The 15,053-nt window shown below is 71.8% G+C and carries 14 protein-coding genes; 6 read left to right on the top strand and 8 right to left on the bottom strand.

The genetic code is table 11. The annotated features are described in order from the left end of the window. Positions 1-28: 28 nt before the first annotated feature. From N5D62_RS07545 to N5D62_RS07520, 6 genes are all read right to left on the bottom strand, one after another. On the bottom strand, positions 29-1,216 hold the full coding sequence (locus tag N5D62_RS07545) for an AAA family ATPase (protein ID WP_279757058.1): 1,188 nt from the start codon (positions 1,214-1,216) through the stop codon (positions 29-31). Positions 1,217-1,345: 129 nt separating this feature from the next. Continuing rightward, entirely contained in the window at positions 1,346-2,965 is a 1,620-nt protein-coding gene (locus N5D62_RS07540; protein ID WP_279757056.1) for a hypothetical protein, read from the bottom strand. 13 nt (positions 2,966-2,978) lie between these two features. Beyond that, on the bottom strand, positions 2,979-3,920 hold the full coding sequence (locus tag N5D62_RS07535; RefSeq protein WP_279757055.1) for a tyrosine recombinase XerC: 942 nt from the start codon (positions 3,918-3,920) through the stop codon (positions 2,979-2,981). Then, a complete protein-coding gene (locus tag N5D62_RS07530) occupies positions 3,886-4,596 on the bottom strand; it encodes a DUF484 family protein (protein ID WP_279757054.1) in 711 nt (236 codons plus the stop codon). Before N5D62_RS07530 ends, N5D62_RS07535 begins: the two co-directional genes overlap by 35 nt. Further along, positions 4,593-5,471: a diaminopimelate epimerase gene (gene dapF / locus N5D62_RS07525; RefSeq protein ID WP_279757053.1), complete on the bottom strand. Its 879-nt coding sequence runs from the start codon at positions 5,469-5,471 to the stop codon at positions 4,593-4,595. The genes N5D62_RS07530 and dapF overlap by 4 nt, the downstream gene beginning before the upstream one ends. A 9-nt stretch (positions 5,472-5,480) precedes the next feature. Continuing rightward, positions 5,481-6,371 carry a lipid A biosynthesis acyltransferase gene (locus tag N5D62_RS07520; RefSeq protein WP_279757052.1) on the bottom strand — a complete coding sequence of 297 codons (891 nt, stop codon included), beginning with the start codon at positions 6,369-6,371 and terminating at the stop codon, positions 5,481-5,483. Between the two features lie 161 nt (positions 6,372-6,532). On the opposite strand from N5D62_RS07520, the gene metK reads away from it, so the two are divergent. From metK to N5D62_RS07500, 4 genes are all read left to right on the top strand, one after another. Next, on the top strand, positions 6,533-7,711 hold the full coding sequence (metK, locus tag N5D62_RS07515; protein WP_279757051.1) for a methionine adenosyltransferase: 1,179 nt from the start codon (positions 6,533-6,535) through the stop codon (positions 7,709-7,711). A gap of 146 nt (positions 7,712-7,857) precedes the next feature. Continuing rightward, positions 7,858-8,892, top strand: coding sequence for a diguanylate cyclase (locus N5D62_RS07510; protein WP_279757050.1), 1,035 nt, complete (start codon positions 7,858-7,860; stop codon positions 8,890-8,892). An 85-nt stretch (positions 8,893-8,977) separates the two neighbouring features. Further along, complete coding sequence (locus N5D62_RS07505) at positions 8,978-9,985, top strand: diguanylate cyclase (protein WP_279757049.1); 1,008 nt, start codon at positions 8,978-8,980, stop codon at positions 9,983-9,985. A gap of 146 nt (positions 9,986-10,131) precedes the next feature. After that, positions 10,132-11,229: a crosslink repair DNA glycosylase YcaQ family protein gene (locus N5D62_RS07500; protein ID WP_279757048.1), complete on the top strand. Its 1,098-nt coding sequence runs from the start codon at positions 10,132-10,134 to the stop codon at positions 11,227-11,229. Positions 11,230-11,321: 92 nt separating this feature from the next. On the opposite strand, the gene N5D62_RS07495 is transcribed toward N5D62_RS07500, so the two are convergent. Beyond that, on the bottom strand, positions 11,322-12,350 hold the full coding sequence (locus N5D62_RS07495; RefSeq protein WP_279757047.1) for an aldo/keto reductase: 1,029 nt from the start codon (positions 12,348-12,350) through the stop codon (positions 11,322-11,324). Positions 12,351-12,538: 188 nt separating this feature from the next. On the opposite strand from N5D62_RS07495, the gene N5D62_RS07490 reads away from it, so the two are divergent. Further along, entirely contained in the window at positions 12,539-13,480 is a 942-nt protein-coding gene (locus N5D62_RS07490; RefSeq protein ID WP_279757046.1) for an AraC family transcriptional regulator, read from the top strand. Between the two features lie 49 nt (positions 13,481-13,529). Beyond that, complete coding sequence (locus N5D62_RS07485) at positions 13,530-14,603, top strand: AraC family transcriptional regulator (protein ID WP_279757045.1); 1,074 nt, start codon at positions 13,530-13,532, stop codon at positions 14,601-14,603. A 98-nt stretch (positions 14,604-14,701) separates the two neighbouring features. Here N5D62_RS07485 and N5D62_RS07480 read toward each other — a convergent pair. Next, a partial coding sequence (locus tag N5D62_RS07480; protein WP_279757044.1) for a hypothetical protein occupies positions 14,702-15,053 on the bottom strand: 352 nt, incomplete at its 5' end.

Below are 15,053 nucleotides of genomic sequence, written 5' to 3'. Positions count from 1 at the left end.
GGGCGGGATTGTCCCCGATGACGACGGCTCAGTCGTCGCCGACACCCGCCAGCACCTGGCGCGGCACCGGCGGCCACTCGCCCGCCTGGCGACGCGCCTCGAACCAGCGGTGCATCGACGAATCCTGCACCGCGTACTCGCCCCGGGCCGACTTCCACACCAGCGCCGGCATCCGCTGGCGCAGCGATTCCAGCGCCCGCTGCGCCATCGCCACCGTGGTGGGCTGCGCCAGCAATTCGGCGTAGAAGCGCAGCGCCTCCGCGTCGTAGGGACGGAACAGGCTGCCCTGGTCCAGCATCCGCCACAGCACCACCTGCTCGATCGGCTTGAGCCCGAGGAAGTCCGATTCCATCTGCTCGGCATCCACGCGCTGCCGCGCGGCGGCGGCCTCCAGCAGCGCCGCCTCGAAGCGGCCGCGCACGCCGGACAGCGGGCTCAGCACCTCGCCCAACGCCGCCATGAACAGCTGCGGCCGATGGCCGAAGGCCTCGAAGGACCGCTGCAGCGCCGCCTGGTCCACCGGCGCCAGCGACGGACGCTGGGCCTCGATCAGCGTGGCGACGTGGGCGATGAAGTCCGCCCCCAGCGGCGGCATCCGCTGCACCTGGGAACCGAAGAACGGCGCCGCGTTCGAATGGACCAGGCGCATCAGCTTGTCGCGATCGGATCCGGACATCACCAGCATCAGGTTGACCGCGTCGCGGCGGTTGAGCTGGTCGCGCGCGGACTTCAGCGAGGTCATCGCCGCCTCGCCGCGTTCGCTGGTCAGCGCATGCTGGGCCTCGTCGATGATCAGCGCGACCGGCTTGCCGGCGGTCTCGTGCAGCGCGCGCAGCGCCTCGACCAGCGTCAGCCCGTCCAGGCGCCCGATCCGGCTGGTATCCACCTGCAGCCAGCCCGCCAGGCTGAGCTTGTCCAGGCCGGCCTTCTTCGCGGCCCGCGCCACCAGCCCGAGTTGCGGTTCGAGCGCCCGCCCGATGGCGTCCGCGATCACCAGCGCCGGATCCCGCCCGGTGTCGCCCCACAGGTCCGTGTAGACGACCACGGCGCCCGCCGCCTCGAGCGCGGGCTGCAGGTCGCTTTGCAGGAAGGTGGACTTGCCGGTGCGCCGCGGCGCGGACAGGAACAGGCCGTTGTGGGCGTCGCCGAACAGCGACTGGCCCAGCAAGGCCGACGCCAGCTGCTGGGCAAGGTCGGTTCGGGGAAAGGCGATCATCGTTTTATCGGCCAATTATCGGCAAAGCGATAATTTATCGATCTGGCCGATAAAACTCAATAATTCGTCCAGGTCAGGCGTCGCGCCGCCTCCCGGTGGCGCCGAAGGACCGCCGCGCCGTCGGCGCCGTCAGCGCCTGGCCGCCGGCCCCAGCGTCCCGAACGCCCAGCCGATGTTCAGGCTGACCATCGGGGTGCTGTGCTTCTCGCCGCCCAGCGCCTTCCACTGGCCGACGCCGACCTTGACCCGCAGCCGGTCCTTGCCGGTGCCTTCCCATTGGCCCCACAGCTCGCCCTGCGACACCGCGCCGCCGCCGACCTGCACGCCGCCGCCGCCGGCCGCGCCGACCAGCCCCTCGGCGCCGAAGCGCAGGCCGTTCCACTTGGGCGTCTGCGCGCCCAGGCCGAACATGCCGTACGAGAACGCGCCCGCCTTGCCCAGCGCCGCGCTGCCCGCGTGGGCCACGCCGTACCAGGGGCCGCCGAAGTCGCGCGTCATGCCCAGCCCCAGCCCGGTCACGCCGGCGCGGCTGCCATCCTTGAAGACGAATTCCTTGAAGTGCGGGACGCTCAGGTACCAGGTCTGCGCGCGCACCGTGCCCGCCTCCAGCGGCGGGCTGCTCAGGATGCGCGAGGCCTTCTCCAGCGGCAGCGCCACCGAGCCCCGCACCTGCAGCGAGTCGTAGTTGCCCCACGGCGCCTTCATGTAGCCCGCGTCCAGCCGCAGCGTCGGGCCCCACGGCGTGATCCAGCGCAGCGTCGGGCCGACCCGCACCAGCCAGCCGCCGCCGGTGTCCATGTCGCCGCCGCCGCCCAGGCCGAACGACAACTGGCCGCCGATGCGCAGCCGCTCGCTGCCGATGCCCCAGTCCTGGCCGGCGTTGGCCAGGATCTCCATGTAGCCGTCGTGACCGCCCGACGCGGCGCCCGAGGCCTCCAGGCCCCACCACGACGCGCCGTTGCCGAAGTACTGCCGCAGGTCGCCGCCGGCCTTGCCCTTGCGGCCCGTCAGCGGCACGCCGCCGCGCGTGCGGCTGCCGCTGCGTGGCTTCTCGACACCGGCGCTCAGCGCGATCTCATCGAAGCCCATGCCGGTGCGGTCGCCGGTGCGACCCGGCGAGCCCGACTCGCTCGGCGAGAAGCTCAGGAACCGGTCCATCCGCCCGATCGTGAACGCGACGCCGGTGTCGCGGATGTTCCCGTTGCCGTTGGGGAAGGTCACGTGCGACACGCCCACGCCGGCGTACCAGTTGCCGAACTCGCGCCGCAGCGACAGCTCCGGCCGCAGCATCAGGCCGCCGCCGGGACGCACCTGGTCGGAGCTGACACCGCCGCCCGCGCCCGCGTACAGGCTCGCGGCCAGGTGCCAGTCCTGCGCGATGCGGAAGCGCCGCTGCACGTTGAAGCCGACGGTGAACAGGCCGCCGTACGCCCCCTTGGCCGCGCCGTACGCGGCCGGGCCCAGGCCCCAGTCCTCGTTGATCGCGACCATGTAGCTCGCGCTCAGGAAGGCGGTCTTCTCGCCGGTGGGCATCGTGATCGGCGACCAGTTCAGCTCGAAGGCCGCGGGACGGCTGTCGGTCGCGGTGACGACCTTCGCGCCGGCCGCGCCGGCGGGATCGGCCGACGGCGCCGGGGCGCTCGATTGCGCATGCGCCTGCAGCTGCGCGGCGAGCAGCGCCGAGCACAGCAGCAGCGGACGGGTCGGGAAGGCGGGGAAGGTCGGAGCGGGCGGAACGAAGCGGGGCATCGGGGGCAGTCGGTTATTTCTTGCGGGCACGCGGGTGCGCCGCGTCGTAGACCTTGGCCAGGTGCTGGAAGTCCAGCCGCGTGTAGACCTGGGTGGTGCTGATGTTGGCGTGGCCCAGCAGTTCCTGGACCGCGCGCAGGTCGCCGCTGCTTTGCAGCAGGTGCGACGCGAACGAGTGGCGCAGCATGTGCGGATGGACATGCGTGGGCATGCCCGCCGCCAGCGCGCGCTGCTTCAGGCGCTTGCGGACCTGGTCGGCGCTCAGCCGGTGGCCGCGCGGACCGACCAGCAGCGCCGGTTCGTCCGCCGCGGCCCACTGGCCGCGCACGGCGAGCCAGTCGCCCAGCGCCGTCATCGACGCCGAGCCCAGCGGCACGGCGCGCCGCTTGGCGCCCTTGCCCAGGACCTGCGCCTCGGCCGCCTCCGGCACGATCCAGCCGGCCGAGACGGCGTGATGGCGCACGTCCAGGCCCACCAGCTCCGACACCCGCAGCCCGCTGCCGTACAGCAGCTCCACCACGCAGCGCTCCAGCGCCTCGGCGACCGGATCGGCCGCGCCCTGGTGGTGATCGGCCAGGCGCACCGCGTCGTCGACGCCGAGCGCCTTGGGCAGCGGCCGGCCCTGCTTGGGCGCGTGCAGGTCGGCGATCGGATTGGCGTCGACCAGGCCCTGCTGGCCCAGCCAGCGGTACCAGCCGCGCCAGGCCGACAGGATCAGCGCCAGCGTGCGGGGCTTGAGGGACTCGGTGTGCAGCTTGGCGAGGAAACGCCGCGCCTGTGGCGCCGACAGGCGCATCAGCGCCAGGTCCTCCGCCGCGGCGAAAGCGGCCAGCCGCCGCAGCGCGTCCGAGTACAGGGTCAGCGTGCGCTCCGCCAGGCGGCGCTGCACACGCAGGAACTCCAGGTAGCGGTGCTGCTCGTCAGTCAGGCTGGACGGCGACATGGGCGTGGGCATGCGGATCGGCGTCCAGCAGGCGCGACAGCGCGGCGCTCGCGATCTCGCCGACGCGGGCCAGGAACTCGGTCCCCATCTCCGCCGTGTAGCGCGTCGGATCCGGCGAGCCCAGCACCAGCAGCCCGAACGGCTGCGCCGGCGCGCCCGCGGTCAGCGGCACCAGCGCCAGCGAGGCCACGTCGTCCTCCAGCCAGCGCGCCGCCTCGAAGCCCGAATTGATGCCGCAGTACGGCTGGTTCAGGCTGCCGACGAAGGTCTTCACGTCGGCGCTGACCTCGGCCGCGAACGGCGCCAGCGCATGGCCGGCGTCGACGTTCCACAGCCGCAGGTTGGCCTGCGGGATCAGGAACTGGTGGCGCAGCTCGCGCAGCAGCACCTCGGGCAGCTGGCTGTCGTCGCGCGTCAGCATCAGCGCCAGCGTCCAGCGGTGCAGCCGGTCGGCGATCGCGACGTTCTCCTGCCCGTTGCGGATCATCTCGATGATCTTGTGCTCCAGGCCGCGGATCTTGTCGCGCAGCAGTTCCGCCTGGCGCTCCTGCAGCGACACCGCGCGCTGGCCGTGCGGATGCGAGATCCGGACATTGGCCAGCAGCTCGGCGTGGCGTTCGAAGAACGCCGGGTCATTCGCCAGGTAGTCGGCGATGTCTTGTTCGGTGATGCCTTCGATGCCGCTCACAGTTCGATTTCTCCTTCAAAGACCGTCTGCGCCGGCCCTGTCATGTAGACCGGGGCCGACAGCCCCGGGCCGCCCGGCGTCATGCCGGCCCATTCGATGCGCAGGTCGCCGCCGCGCGTGTGCACCTCGACCGCCTCGTCCAGCCAGCCCAGCCGGATCCCCGCGACCACCGCCGCGCACGCGCCGGTGCCGCAGGCCAGCGTCTCGCCGGCGCCGCGCTCGAAGACGCGCAGCTTCACCTCGCGGCGGCTGATCACCTGCAGGAAACCGGCGTTGACGCGACGCGGGAATGCCTCGTGGTTCTCCACCAGCGGCCCGACGATGCCCACCGGCGCGTGGTCGACGTCGTCGACGCGCTGCACCGCGTGCGGGTTGCCCATCGACAGCACGGCGACCTCCGCCGTCATGCCGTCGCCCAGCTCGAGCGGCCACGTCACGTAGTTGTCGTTCATCGGCCGCGGCGTCGCGCCCTTCGGATCGAACGGGATGCTCGGCAGGTCGAAGACCGGGGCGCCCATGTCCACGGTGACGCGGCCGTCCTCGCGCAGGCGCAGCTCCAGCAGCGCGTTGACCGTCTGGACGCGGATGGTCCGCTTGTCGGTCAGGCCCTTGTCGACGACGAAGCGCACGAAGCAGCGCGCGCCGTTGCCGCACTGCTCCACCTCGGAGCCGTCGGCGTTGAAGATGCGGTAGCCGAAGTCGACGCCGGGCGTCCTGGCCGCCTCGATCACCAGCACCTGGTCGCAGCCCACGCCGAAGCGGCGGTCGGCCACGCGCCGCAGCTGCTCGCTGCTCAGCGGCATCGGCTCTCGCGTGGCGTCCAGCACGACGAAGTCGTTGCCGGCGCCCTGCATCTTGGTGAAGCGCAGTTTCATGGGGGCGGATTATCGGGAATACAGCGACGGCTCGCCGGGCGGGCGGGTCTTGAATCGCTTGTGGACCCAGAAGTACTGGGCCGGATTCTCCCGGATGCGCGCTTCGAGCCAGCGATGGAAGTGGTTCGCATCGGCCTCCACGTCGCCGCTCGGGTACCCCGCCAGCGGCTCGTGCGCGTGGATCACGATGCCCTCGCCCTTGGGCAGCATCGTCACGATCACCGGCTGCACCACCATCTTCATGGTCTCGGCGATCTTGGCCGGCGCCAGCAGCGTGTTGGCCGGCACGCCGAAGAACGGGATGAAGGCCGAGTCCTTCGGGCCGAAGTCCATGTCGGGCAGGTTCAGGAAGGAATAGCCGTCGCGGATCGCCCGCAGCACGCTGCGCACGCCTTCCTGGCGGTCGACCAGCTTGGTCGTGCCGAAGCGCGAGCGCGCCCGGCGCAGCGCGTCGTCGAAGACCGCGTTGCTCTGGCGCTGGTAGATGCTGGCGCCGGGACGCGCCTGGTTGAGCATCAGCGCCGGCCCGATCCAGTCCAGGCCCACGAAGTGCGGCATCAGCCACATCACCGGGCGGTCGACCTGCTCGGAGAGCTTGATGTTGCCCTCGATGCGCATCAGCCGCAGCAGCCGGCGATCGGAGGCGAACCAGAGCAGGCCGCGCTCGAGCAGGCTGCGGCCCAGCCAGCCGAAGTGTTCCTTCACGAGCGCTTCACGCTCGGCCAGCGGCATGTCGGGGAAGCAGAGCTCGACGTTGCGCCGCGCCACGCGCCGGCGCGATCCGGCCACGCGATGCAGCAGCGCGCCCAGCCCCCAGCCCAGGGCGGCCAGCCAGCGCAGCGGCAGCCAGTGGAGCAGCCACAACAGGGCAATCAGCGCATAAGTCCCAAGTTTTCCCATCGACCGTCCGACGCCCTGTGCGGGCTCTTTCCTATAATCCGCCCCCAATCGCCGAGTTAATCTGGACAACTTGCGGGGCGATTCACAAATTCCGCTAAAGCGTTCGCCGCCTGACTCCCAGGTCTCGGCAACGCCCGAAGACTGCATCACAGGAGTTTAAATTGGCGAGCGATTTCCTCTTCACCTCGGAATCCGTGTCCGAAGGCCATCCCGACAAGGTGGCCGACCAGATCTCCGACGCCATCCTCGACGCGATCCTGGCCCAGGACCCGCGCTCCCGCGTCGCCGCCGAGACGCTGTGCAACACCGGCCTGGTGGTGCTGGCCGGCGAGATCACGACCAACGCCCACGTCGACTACATCCAGGTCGCGCGCGACACGATCAAGCGCATCGGCTACGACAACACCGAATACGGCATCGACTACAAGGGCTGCGCGGTGCTCGTGGCCTATGACAAGCAGAGCAACGACATCGCGCAGGGCGTGGACCAGGCCTCCGACGACCACCTCAACACCGGGGCCGGCGACCAGGGCCTGATGTTCGGCTACGCCTGCGACGAGACGCCCGAGCTGATGCCCGCGCCGATCTACTACGCGCACCGCCTGGTCGAGCGCCAGGCCCAACTGCGCAAGGACGGCCGGCTGCCCTTCCTGCGTCCGGACGCCAAGAGCCAGGTCACGATGCGCTACGTCGACGGCAAGCCGCACAGCATCGACACCGTCGTGCTGTCGACGCAGCACGCGCCGGAGATGTCGCTGGGCGACAAGATGAAGCCCGAGTTCTACGAGGCCGTCATCGAGGAGATCATCAAGCCGGTGCTGCCCAAGGAGTGGCTGGTGGACACGAAGTACCTGGTCAACCCGACCGGCCGCTTCGTCATCGGCGGCCCGCAGGGCGACTGCGGCCTGACCGGCCGCAAGATCATCGTCGACACCTACGGCGGCGCCTGCCCGCACGGCGGCGGCGCGTTCTCGGGCAAGGACCCGACGAAGGTCGACCGCTCGGCCGCCTACGCGGCGCGCTACGTGGCCAAGAACATCGTGGCCGCGGGCCTGGCCAAGCAGTGCCAGATCCAGGTCGCCTACGCGATCGGCGTGGCCCGTCCGATGAACGTCACCGTCTACACCGAAGGCACCGGCGTCATCTCCGACGACAAGATCGCCGCGCTGGTCAACGAGCACTTCGACCTGCGTCCCAAGGGCATCATCCAGATGCTGGACCTGCTGCGCCCGATCTACGGCAAGACGGCGGCCTACGGCCACTTCGGCCGCGAGGAGCCGGAGTTCAGCTGGGAGCGGACTGACAAAGCGAAGGCGCTGCGCGCAGCAGCGGGGCTGTAAGCCCCGACTCGCACCGTGAGTCTGTAATTCCCCTCACCCCGGACCGGTCATTTGCCGCACCCGCGGCGACTTGATCCCCCGACTCAGGGCCGCCTCGCGCGGCCCTGAGCATTTCCGGCGCGCGGTCCGCGCGGCAGAATCGCCGGATGCATGCCCCGCCCGCCACGCCGTCCCCGCTGACCATCCTGATCGTCGACGACCAGAGCGCCACCCGCGTCGCGCTGACCGCCGAGCTGGACCGCACCGGCCACCGCGTGCTGGAGGCCGACAGCGCCGAGTGGGCGCTGGAGCTGTTCCGCCGCTACCGGCCCGACCTGGTGCTGCTGGACGTGGAGATGCCGGGCCACGACGGCTACTGGACCGCCCGCGAGATGCGCGCCGCCGAGCCCGGCGGCTGGACGCCGATCATCTTCCTGTCGCAGTTCAACCAGGACGAGGACGTCTGGAAGGGCATCGAGGCCGGCGGCGACGACTACCTCGTCAAGCCGGTCTCCGCGATGATCCTGCACGCCAAGCTGCGCGCGATGCAGCGCCTGGCGCAGATGCGCGCGCGGCTGGTGCAGATGTCGGAGGACCTGCGCGCGGCCAACGCGCAGCTCGAGGAGCTGTCCAGCGTCGACGCGCTGACCGGCCTGATGAACCGGCGCGCGCTGGACGCGCGGCTGCAGCAGGAACTGGACCTGGCGCGCCGCGAGGGCAAGCCGCTGACGCTGATGCTGTGCGACGTCGACCACTTCAAGCGCTACAACGACGCCGCCGGCCACGTCGCCGGCGACGCCTGCCTGCGCCGCGTCGGCCAACTGCTCAAGGAAACCTGCCGCCGCCCCAGCGACTGCGCCGGCCGCTACGGCGGCGAGGAATTCGCGCTGATCCTGCCCAACACGCCGCGCTCCGGCGCGATGACCTACGCCCGCGCGCTGATGCGCACCGTGGAGCTGGCGGCCATCCCCCATCCGGATTCGCCCACCGGGGCGACGATCACCCTCTCGGGCGGCATCACCACCTGCCTGCCCGACGACAGCACCAGCGCCGAGGGGCTGATCATCCGCGCCGACGACGCGCTCTACAACGCCAAGTCCACCGGCCGGAACCGTTTCTTCAGCTACGAGATGCAGATGGACACCCGGGAGCAGCGCCGCCAGGCCGGCCCGGCCGCCGCCCCGCCGCCGTCCCCCACTTGAGGCATACCCGGGCTGCCGGGCCGCGGACCCGCCCCGCATAATCGGCGTCGGCACGCCTCGCTGCCGCCTGTCGACGCCGCCGGCCATGGATCCCTCCGCCTCGCTGCCGCCGCTCCGCATCCTCGTCGTGGACGACCAGGCGAGCACGCGCGGCTTCCTGTGCAGCCAGCTCCAGGCGATCGGCCACCACACGCTGGAGGCCGACGGCGGCGACAGCGCGCTGGCGCGCTTCGACGGCGACCGCCCGGACCTGGTGCTGCTGGATGTCGAGATGCCGGGCCACGACGGCTACTGGGTCGCCAGCCAGATGCGCGCGCACGAGAACGGCGGCTGGACGCCGATCATCTTCCTGTCCAGCCGCGACCGCGACCAGGACCTCTGGCAGGGCATCGAGTCCGGCGGCGACGACTACCTGGTCAAGCCCGTCTCCAACACCGTGCTGCAGGCCAAGCTGCGCGCGATGCAGCGGCTGCGACGGATGCAGGCGCGGCTGCTGGAGGTCTCGGACGAGCTGCGCAACAGCAACGAGCGGCTGGAGAAGCTCTCCGGCGAGGACCCGCTGACGCGGCTGATGAACCGCCGTGCCTTCGACGCCCGGCTCGGCCAGGAGATCGCCTGCGCCCGGCGCGACCAGCAGCCGCTGACGCTGGTGCTGTGCGACATCGACCACTTCAAGCGCTACAACGACAGCTACGGCCACCTCGCCGGCGACGCCTGCCTGCAGCGCGTGGCACTGCTGCTGCAGCAGACCTGCCGGCGCCCGCGCGACTGCGCCGCGCGCTACGGCGGCGAGGAGTTCGCGCTGATCCTGCCGGGCACGCCGCGCTCCGGCGCGATGACCTTCGCCCGGGCGGTGATGCGCACGCTGCGCAACTGCAACATGCTGCACCCCGACTCGGTCGAGTCCTACGTCACCCTCTCCGGCGGCATCACCACCTGCGTGCCCGATGCCGACACCTCGGTCGAGGGCCTGCTGCGGCGCTCCGACGACGCGCTCTACACGGCCAAGTCCCGCGGCCGCAACCGCTTCTTCAGCTTCGAGATGCAGATGGACACCGTCGAGCAGGCGCCCAGCGGCTTCGCGCCGTTGTGAGCCGGATGGCGGGCCAGCGTGCCCGCCTCGCCCTGCTCGCTCCAACCCGCTCCAACCCGCTCCAACCCGCTACACGCCCCGCCCTGCTGACACGTCCAGGACGGATCGGCGTTACCGTTTCCGCCTTTCGACCCTCGCCCTTCCTCATGCCCGTGATCGACCACGACGCGCTGCGGCGTCATGCCATCGCCCGCACCTTCTTCAAGCCAACCACGCTGCTGCGCGCGATCCAGCGCCTGGGCTTCGTGCAGGCCGACCCGATCCGCGCGCCGGCGCGGGCGCAGGACCTGATCCTGATGCACCGGGTCAAGGACTACCGCGCCGGGCAGCTCGAGTCGCGCTACGCGCGGCTGGCGGTCGAGGAGGACTGCCTCGTCAACTACGGCTTCCTGGCGCGCGAGACGCTGGCGCTGCTGCACCCGCGGGTGGCGCGTCGCGCCTGGGACGACGCGATGCATGCCCGCGCGGCCGAGGTGCTCGAATTCGTCCGCGCGCGCGGCCGCACCCATCCGCAGGACGTGCTGAAGGCCTTCACCCACGGCCGCGTCGAGGGCTACTGGGGCGGCGAGCTCAACGCCAGCACCCACCTGCTGGACGGCATGCACTACCGCGGCCTGCTGCGCGTGGCGCGGCGCGACTCGGGCACGCGGGTCTACGAGGCGATCGACCACGCGCCGCAGGACGACAGCCCCGAGGCCCGCCACGCGCGCGCGGCCGCGCTGCTGGACATGATCGTGGCGCTGTACGCGCCGCTGCCCTCGCCCAGCCTGGGCTACCTGACGACGCTGCTGGGCTACGGCGCGCCGCACCTGAAGGCCGAGGCCCGCGCGGTGCTCAAGCACGCGAAGACGCGCTGGGCGCATGCGAAGGTCGACGGCGAGGTCTGGTACTGGCCCGCCGACGAGAACCCGGCCTCGCGCGCCCACCGCGTCGAGCCGGACCGGCTGCGCTTCCTCGCGCCGTTCGATCCGCTGGTCTGGGACCGCCGCCGCTTCGAGCGGCTGTGGGGCTGGGCCTACCGCTTCGAGGCCTACACGCCGGCGGCCAAGCGCACGATGGGCCATTACGCGCTGCCGATGCTCTGGGGCGAGCGCGTCATCGGCTGGGCCAACCTGCGAGTCGAGGGCGGAACGCTCGTGCCCGAGCTCGGCTTCATCGACAAGCGGCCGCGCGACGCCGCCTTCCGGGCGGCCCTCGACGAGGCCTACGCCGACATGGCGGCCTTCCTCGGCCTCACTGCCTGAGGGCATGAAGAAAGCCCGGCGGGCGGGGCCGGCCGGGCTGCTGCTCGCCGCGCCGGGACGCGACGCCGGAGTCCTCGTCGATCAGGCGCCGATCAGGCGTTGACGAGCGCCATCGACACCTCCGGATAACGCTCCCCGGCGACCGGATGCGCTTCCAGCAGGTCGCGCAGTTCCTCGCGCAGCACGTCGTTGAGGCGGATCCGCGCGGCCATCGCGTTCTCCTCCAGCCGCGCGGTCGAGCGCGTGCCCGGGATCGGCACCACGTCCGGACCGCGGTCCAGCAGCCAGGCCAGCGCGAGCTGGGCCGGCGCCAGGCCGTGGTCGCGCGCCAGGGCGACGATCGCGTCGGCCAGCGCCAGGTTCTGCGCCAGGTGGCCGTCCTGGAAGCGCGGGTTGACGCGCCGCCAGTCGTCGGCCGCCAACTGGCCGGCGCTGCGGATCGCGCCGGTCAGGAAGCCGCGGCCCAGCGGGCTGTACGGCACCAGCGCGATGCCCAGCTCGCGGCAGGTCGGCAGCACCTCGGCCTCGACGTCGCGGGTCCACAGCGAGTACTCCGACTGCACCGCCGCGATCGGATGCACCTTGTGGGCGCGGCGGATCGTCTCGGCCGAGGCCTCGGACAGGCCGAGGTGGCGCACCTTGCCCGCGCGCACCAGCTCGGCCATCGCGCCGACCGTCTCCTCGATCGGCACCGACCTGTCGACGCGGTGCAGGTAGTACAGGTCGATGTGGTTGACGCCGAGCCGGCGCAGGCTGGCGTCGCAGGACGCGTGGACATGGGCCGGGCGGCCGTCGACGCCGGCGGACAGGCCTTGCGCGTTGCGGACGATGCCGAACTTCGTGGCCAGCACGACCTCGCGGCGGCGGTTGGCCAGCAGGCCCGACAGCAGGCGCTCGTTGGCGCCGTTGCCGTAGATGTCGGACGTGTCGAGGAAGTTCATCCCGAGGTCCAGCGCGCGGTGCAGGACGGCCATCGACGTGGCCTCGTCGGCGGGGCCGTAGAAGTCGGACATCCCCATGCAGCCGAGCCCGAGCGCGGAGACCTCCGGCCCGTGCGCGCCCAGGCGGCGGCGCGGCAGCTGCGGCAGGTTGTTGAGCGGTTCCCTGGACATGATGGTCATGGCGCTACTCCTTGAAGCGAGGTGGACGCGGCCTTCGGCATGAACGCCGCGATGTCCGTCAGCTTAGGAATCCGCCCCCCGGTCCAACCAGCGCAAACCTCGCCCGTCCTTGCCCAATCGTCCGGAACCCGGCGCCACGCGCGGGCAGGCGCTGGCGGCGCGCGCGAGGCACTTGCACAATCCGCCGCATGGTCGCTCCCATCCCGATTTCCCAGGCCGACGGGTTCCCCGGCGCGCTGCAGGCCCTGCGCGCGCAGATGGTGGACCTGACCCTGCGCCACGTCGACGGCGACGGCTCGCGCGTCACCGCCATCCCCTGCCTCCAGCTGATCAAGGCCAGCTGCAGCACGCCCAAGACCGCGCCCGCGCTGTACGAGCCGGGCCTGGCCATCGTGCTGCAGGGGCGCAAGAAGGTGGAGCTGGGCACGCAGACGCTGTACTACGACCCGCTGCATTTCCTGCTCGTGTCGATGCCGATGCTGCCCAAGGGTGGCGTGATCGAGGCCACGCCCGACAAGCCCTACCTGTGCGTGCGCATCGACTGCGACACCGCGACGCTGGCCGAGCTGATGCTGGAGGTCGGGCCGGCCTGCGGCGACGCGCCGGCGCCCGCGCACGCGGGGCTGAACGTGGCGCCGGTATCCGAGGCGCTGCTCGGCGCGGCGCTGCGGCTGATGCAGCTGCTGGACAACCCGCAGGACCAGCGCGTGCTGGCGCCGCTGCTGCAGCGCGAGATCTTCTACCGCGTGCTGACCGGGCCGCTGGGGCCGCGGCTGCGCGCGCTGGCGCAGCAGGACAGCGCGACGCGCCGCCTCGCCCGCGCGATCGACGAGCTCAACCGCCGCTTCCACGAGCCGATCAGCATCGACGAGCTGGCCGAGGTCGCGCACATGAGCGCGTCCACGCTGCACCAGCGCTTCAAGCAGCTGACCAGCATGTCGCCGATGCAGTACCAGAAGCAGCTGCGGCTGCAGCACGCGCGCCGGCTGATGCTGGGCAGCGGGCTGGACGCCGCGGCGGCCGCGCACCAGGTCGGCTACGAGAGCGCCTCGCAGTTCAGCCGCGAGTACCGCCGGCTCTTCGGCACGCCGCCGCGAGCCGACATCGAGCAGCTCATGCGCGCCGGGTGAGGGTGAGCGCATGAGCGATTCGACGTCAACGCAGGTCACGACCCCGACCATGCAGGCCACCGTGGCCACACCGGCGGCGGTCGCGCCGACGGCCGCCTCCGCCACCGCCACGCTGGCGGACCTGCTGCGGCGCCACGCCCCGCGCGAGGGCCTCTGGGCCACCGCGCTGCCCCGGGTGCTGGCGATCCGGCTGGACGCGCCCGGCGGCGAGATGGCGCACGCGGTGCAGCCGGCGTCGCTGTGCGTGATCGCGCAGGGGGCGAAGGAAGTGCGCCTCGGGGAAGAGCGCTACGTGTACGACGCGGCGCGCTTCATGGTGTTCACGACCGACCTGCCGGTCAGCGCCCGGGTGACCGACGCGTCGCCCGAGCGGCCCTACCTGTGCCTGAGGCTGGACTTCGACCCCGAGGAGGTCGCCGAGCTGGTGGCGCAATCCGGCCCGCCGCCGCGGGGAACGCCCCGGAGCGGGAACGGCGGCAACGGCAACGGCAACGGCGCCAGTGCCAGTGCCAGTGCCAGCGACGGCAGCGCCGGCGTTGGTCAAGGCGGCGACAAGGGCGACAAGGGCGACAAGGGCGCCGACGAACCGGGTCGCGGCCTGTTCGTCAGCGACGTGACACCGGACATGCTGGACGCGGCGGTGCGGCTGATGCGGCTGCTGGACCATCCGGAAGACCATGCCGCGCTGGCGCCGATGGCGATGCGCGAGCTGGTCTACCGCGTGCTGCGCTCCGAGCAGGGCGAGCGCCTGGCGCAGGTCGCCCGCGCCGACAGCCAGACGCAGCGCGTGCATCGGGCGATCCGCTGGCTCAAGGCGCACTACGCGCAGCCGCTGCGCATCGAGGCGCTGGCGAAGGAGGCGCACATGAGCGCCTCGTCGCTGCACCACCACTTCCGCGCGCTGACTTCGATGAGCCCGCTGCAGTACCAGAAGCAGCTGCGGCTGCAGGAAGCGCGCCGGCTGCTGGTGGCCGAGGGCCTGGAGGTCGCGCGCGCCGGCCACGCGGTCGGCTACGAGAGCCCGTCGCAGTTCAGCCGCGAGTACAGCCGGCTCTACGGCACGCCGCCGTCGCGCGACGCGGCCCGCTGGCGCGACGCGCCGGCTTCCCGGCTCGGCCTCTGACGGGACGGGACGGGCCGACGGCGCGAGGCCACCACCGGCTCGACCGTCGCGGCTCGCGGCTTCCGGCTTCCGGCTTCCGGCTTCCGGCCTGTGACGAGCTACTTGCCGAAACAGCCGCCCACCATCATCGGCGCGTCCTTGAGCCGGTCGTCGGTCGGATTGAGCGCGGCGATCCGGTTCTCGTAGACCCGCATGCACTTGCGGCCCTGGCGGACCACCTTCGAGCCGGATCCGCTGGTCGACTCGCTGGTCACGACCGGCAGGGTGCCGGCGGCGTCGGCGATCGCGGATTCGACGGTGCGCCGCTCGCTGTGGGAGCGTGGATCGTTGCGGACCTGGTCGGCCATCTGGAAGCGCGGATCGCCCGGTCCGGTGGCGGCGCCCTTGGGCAGCGCCAGGTTCAGCGTCGAACGCCCGTTGCCGAGCGGCGCGGATGCGGCGGAGGCCGGC

Origin of the sequence: Mitsuaria sp. GD03876 (assembly GCF_029840635.1) — a bacterium.
In the GTDB taxonomy this organism is placed as follows: domain Bacteria; phylum Pseudomonadota; class Gammaproteobacteria; order Burkholderiales; family Burkholderiaceae_C; genus Roseateles.
The sequence above is the reverse complement of the archived record's forward strand: the minus strand, read 5'-3'. Positions and strand labels throughout refer to the sequence as shown.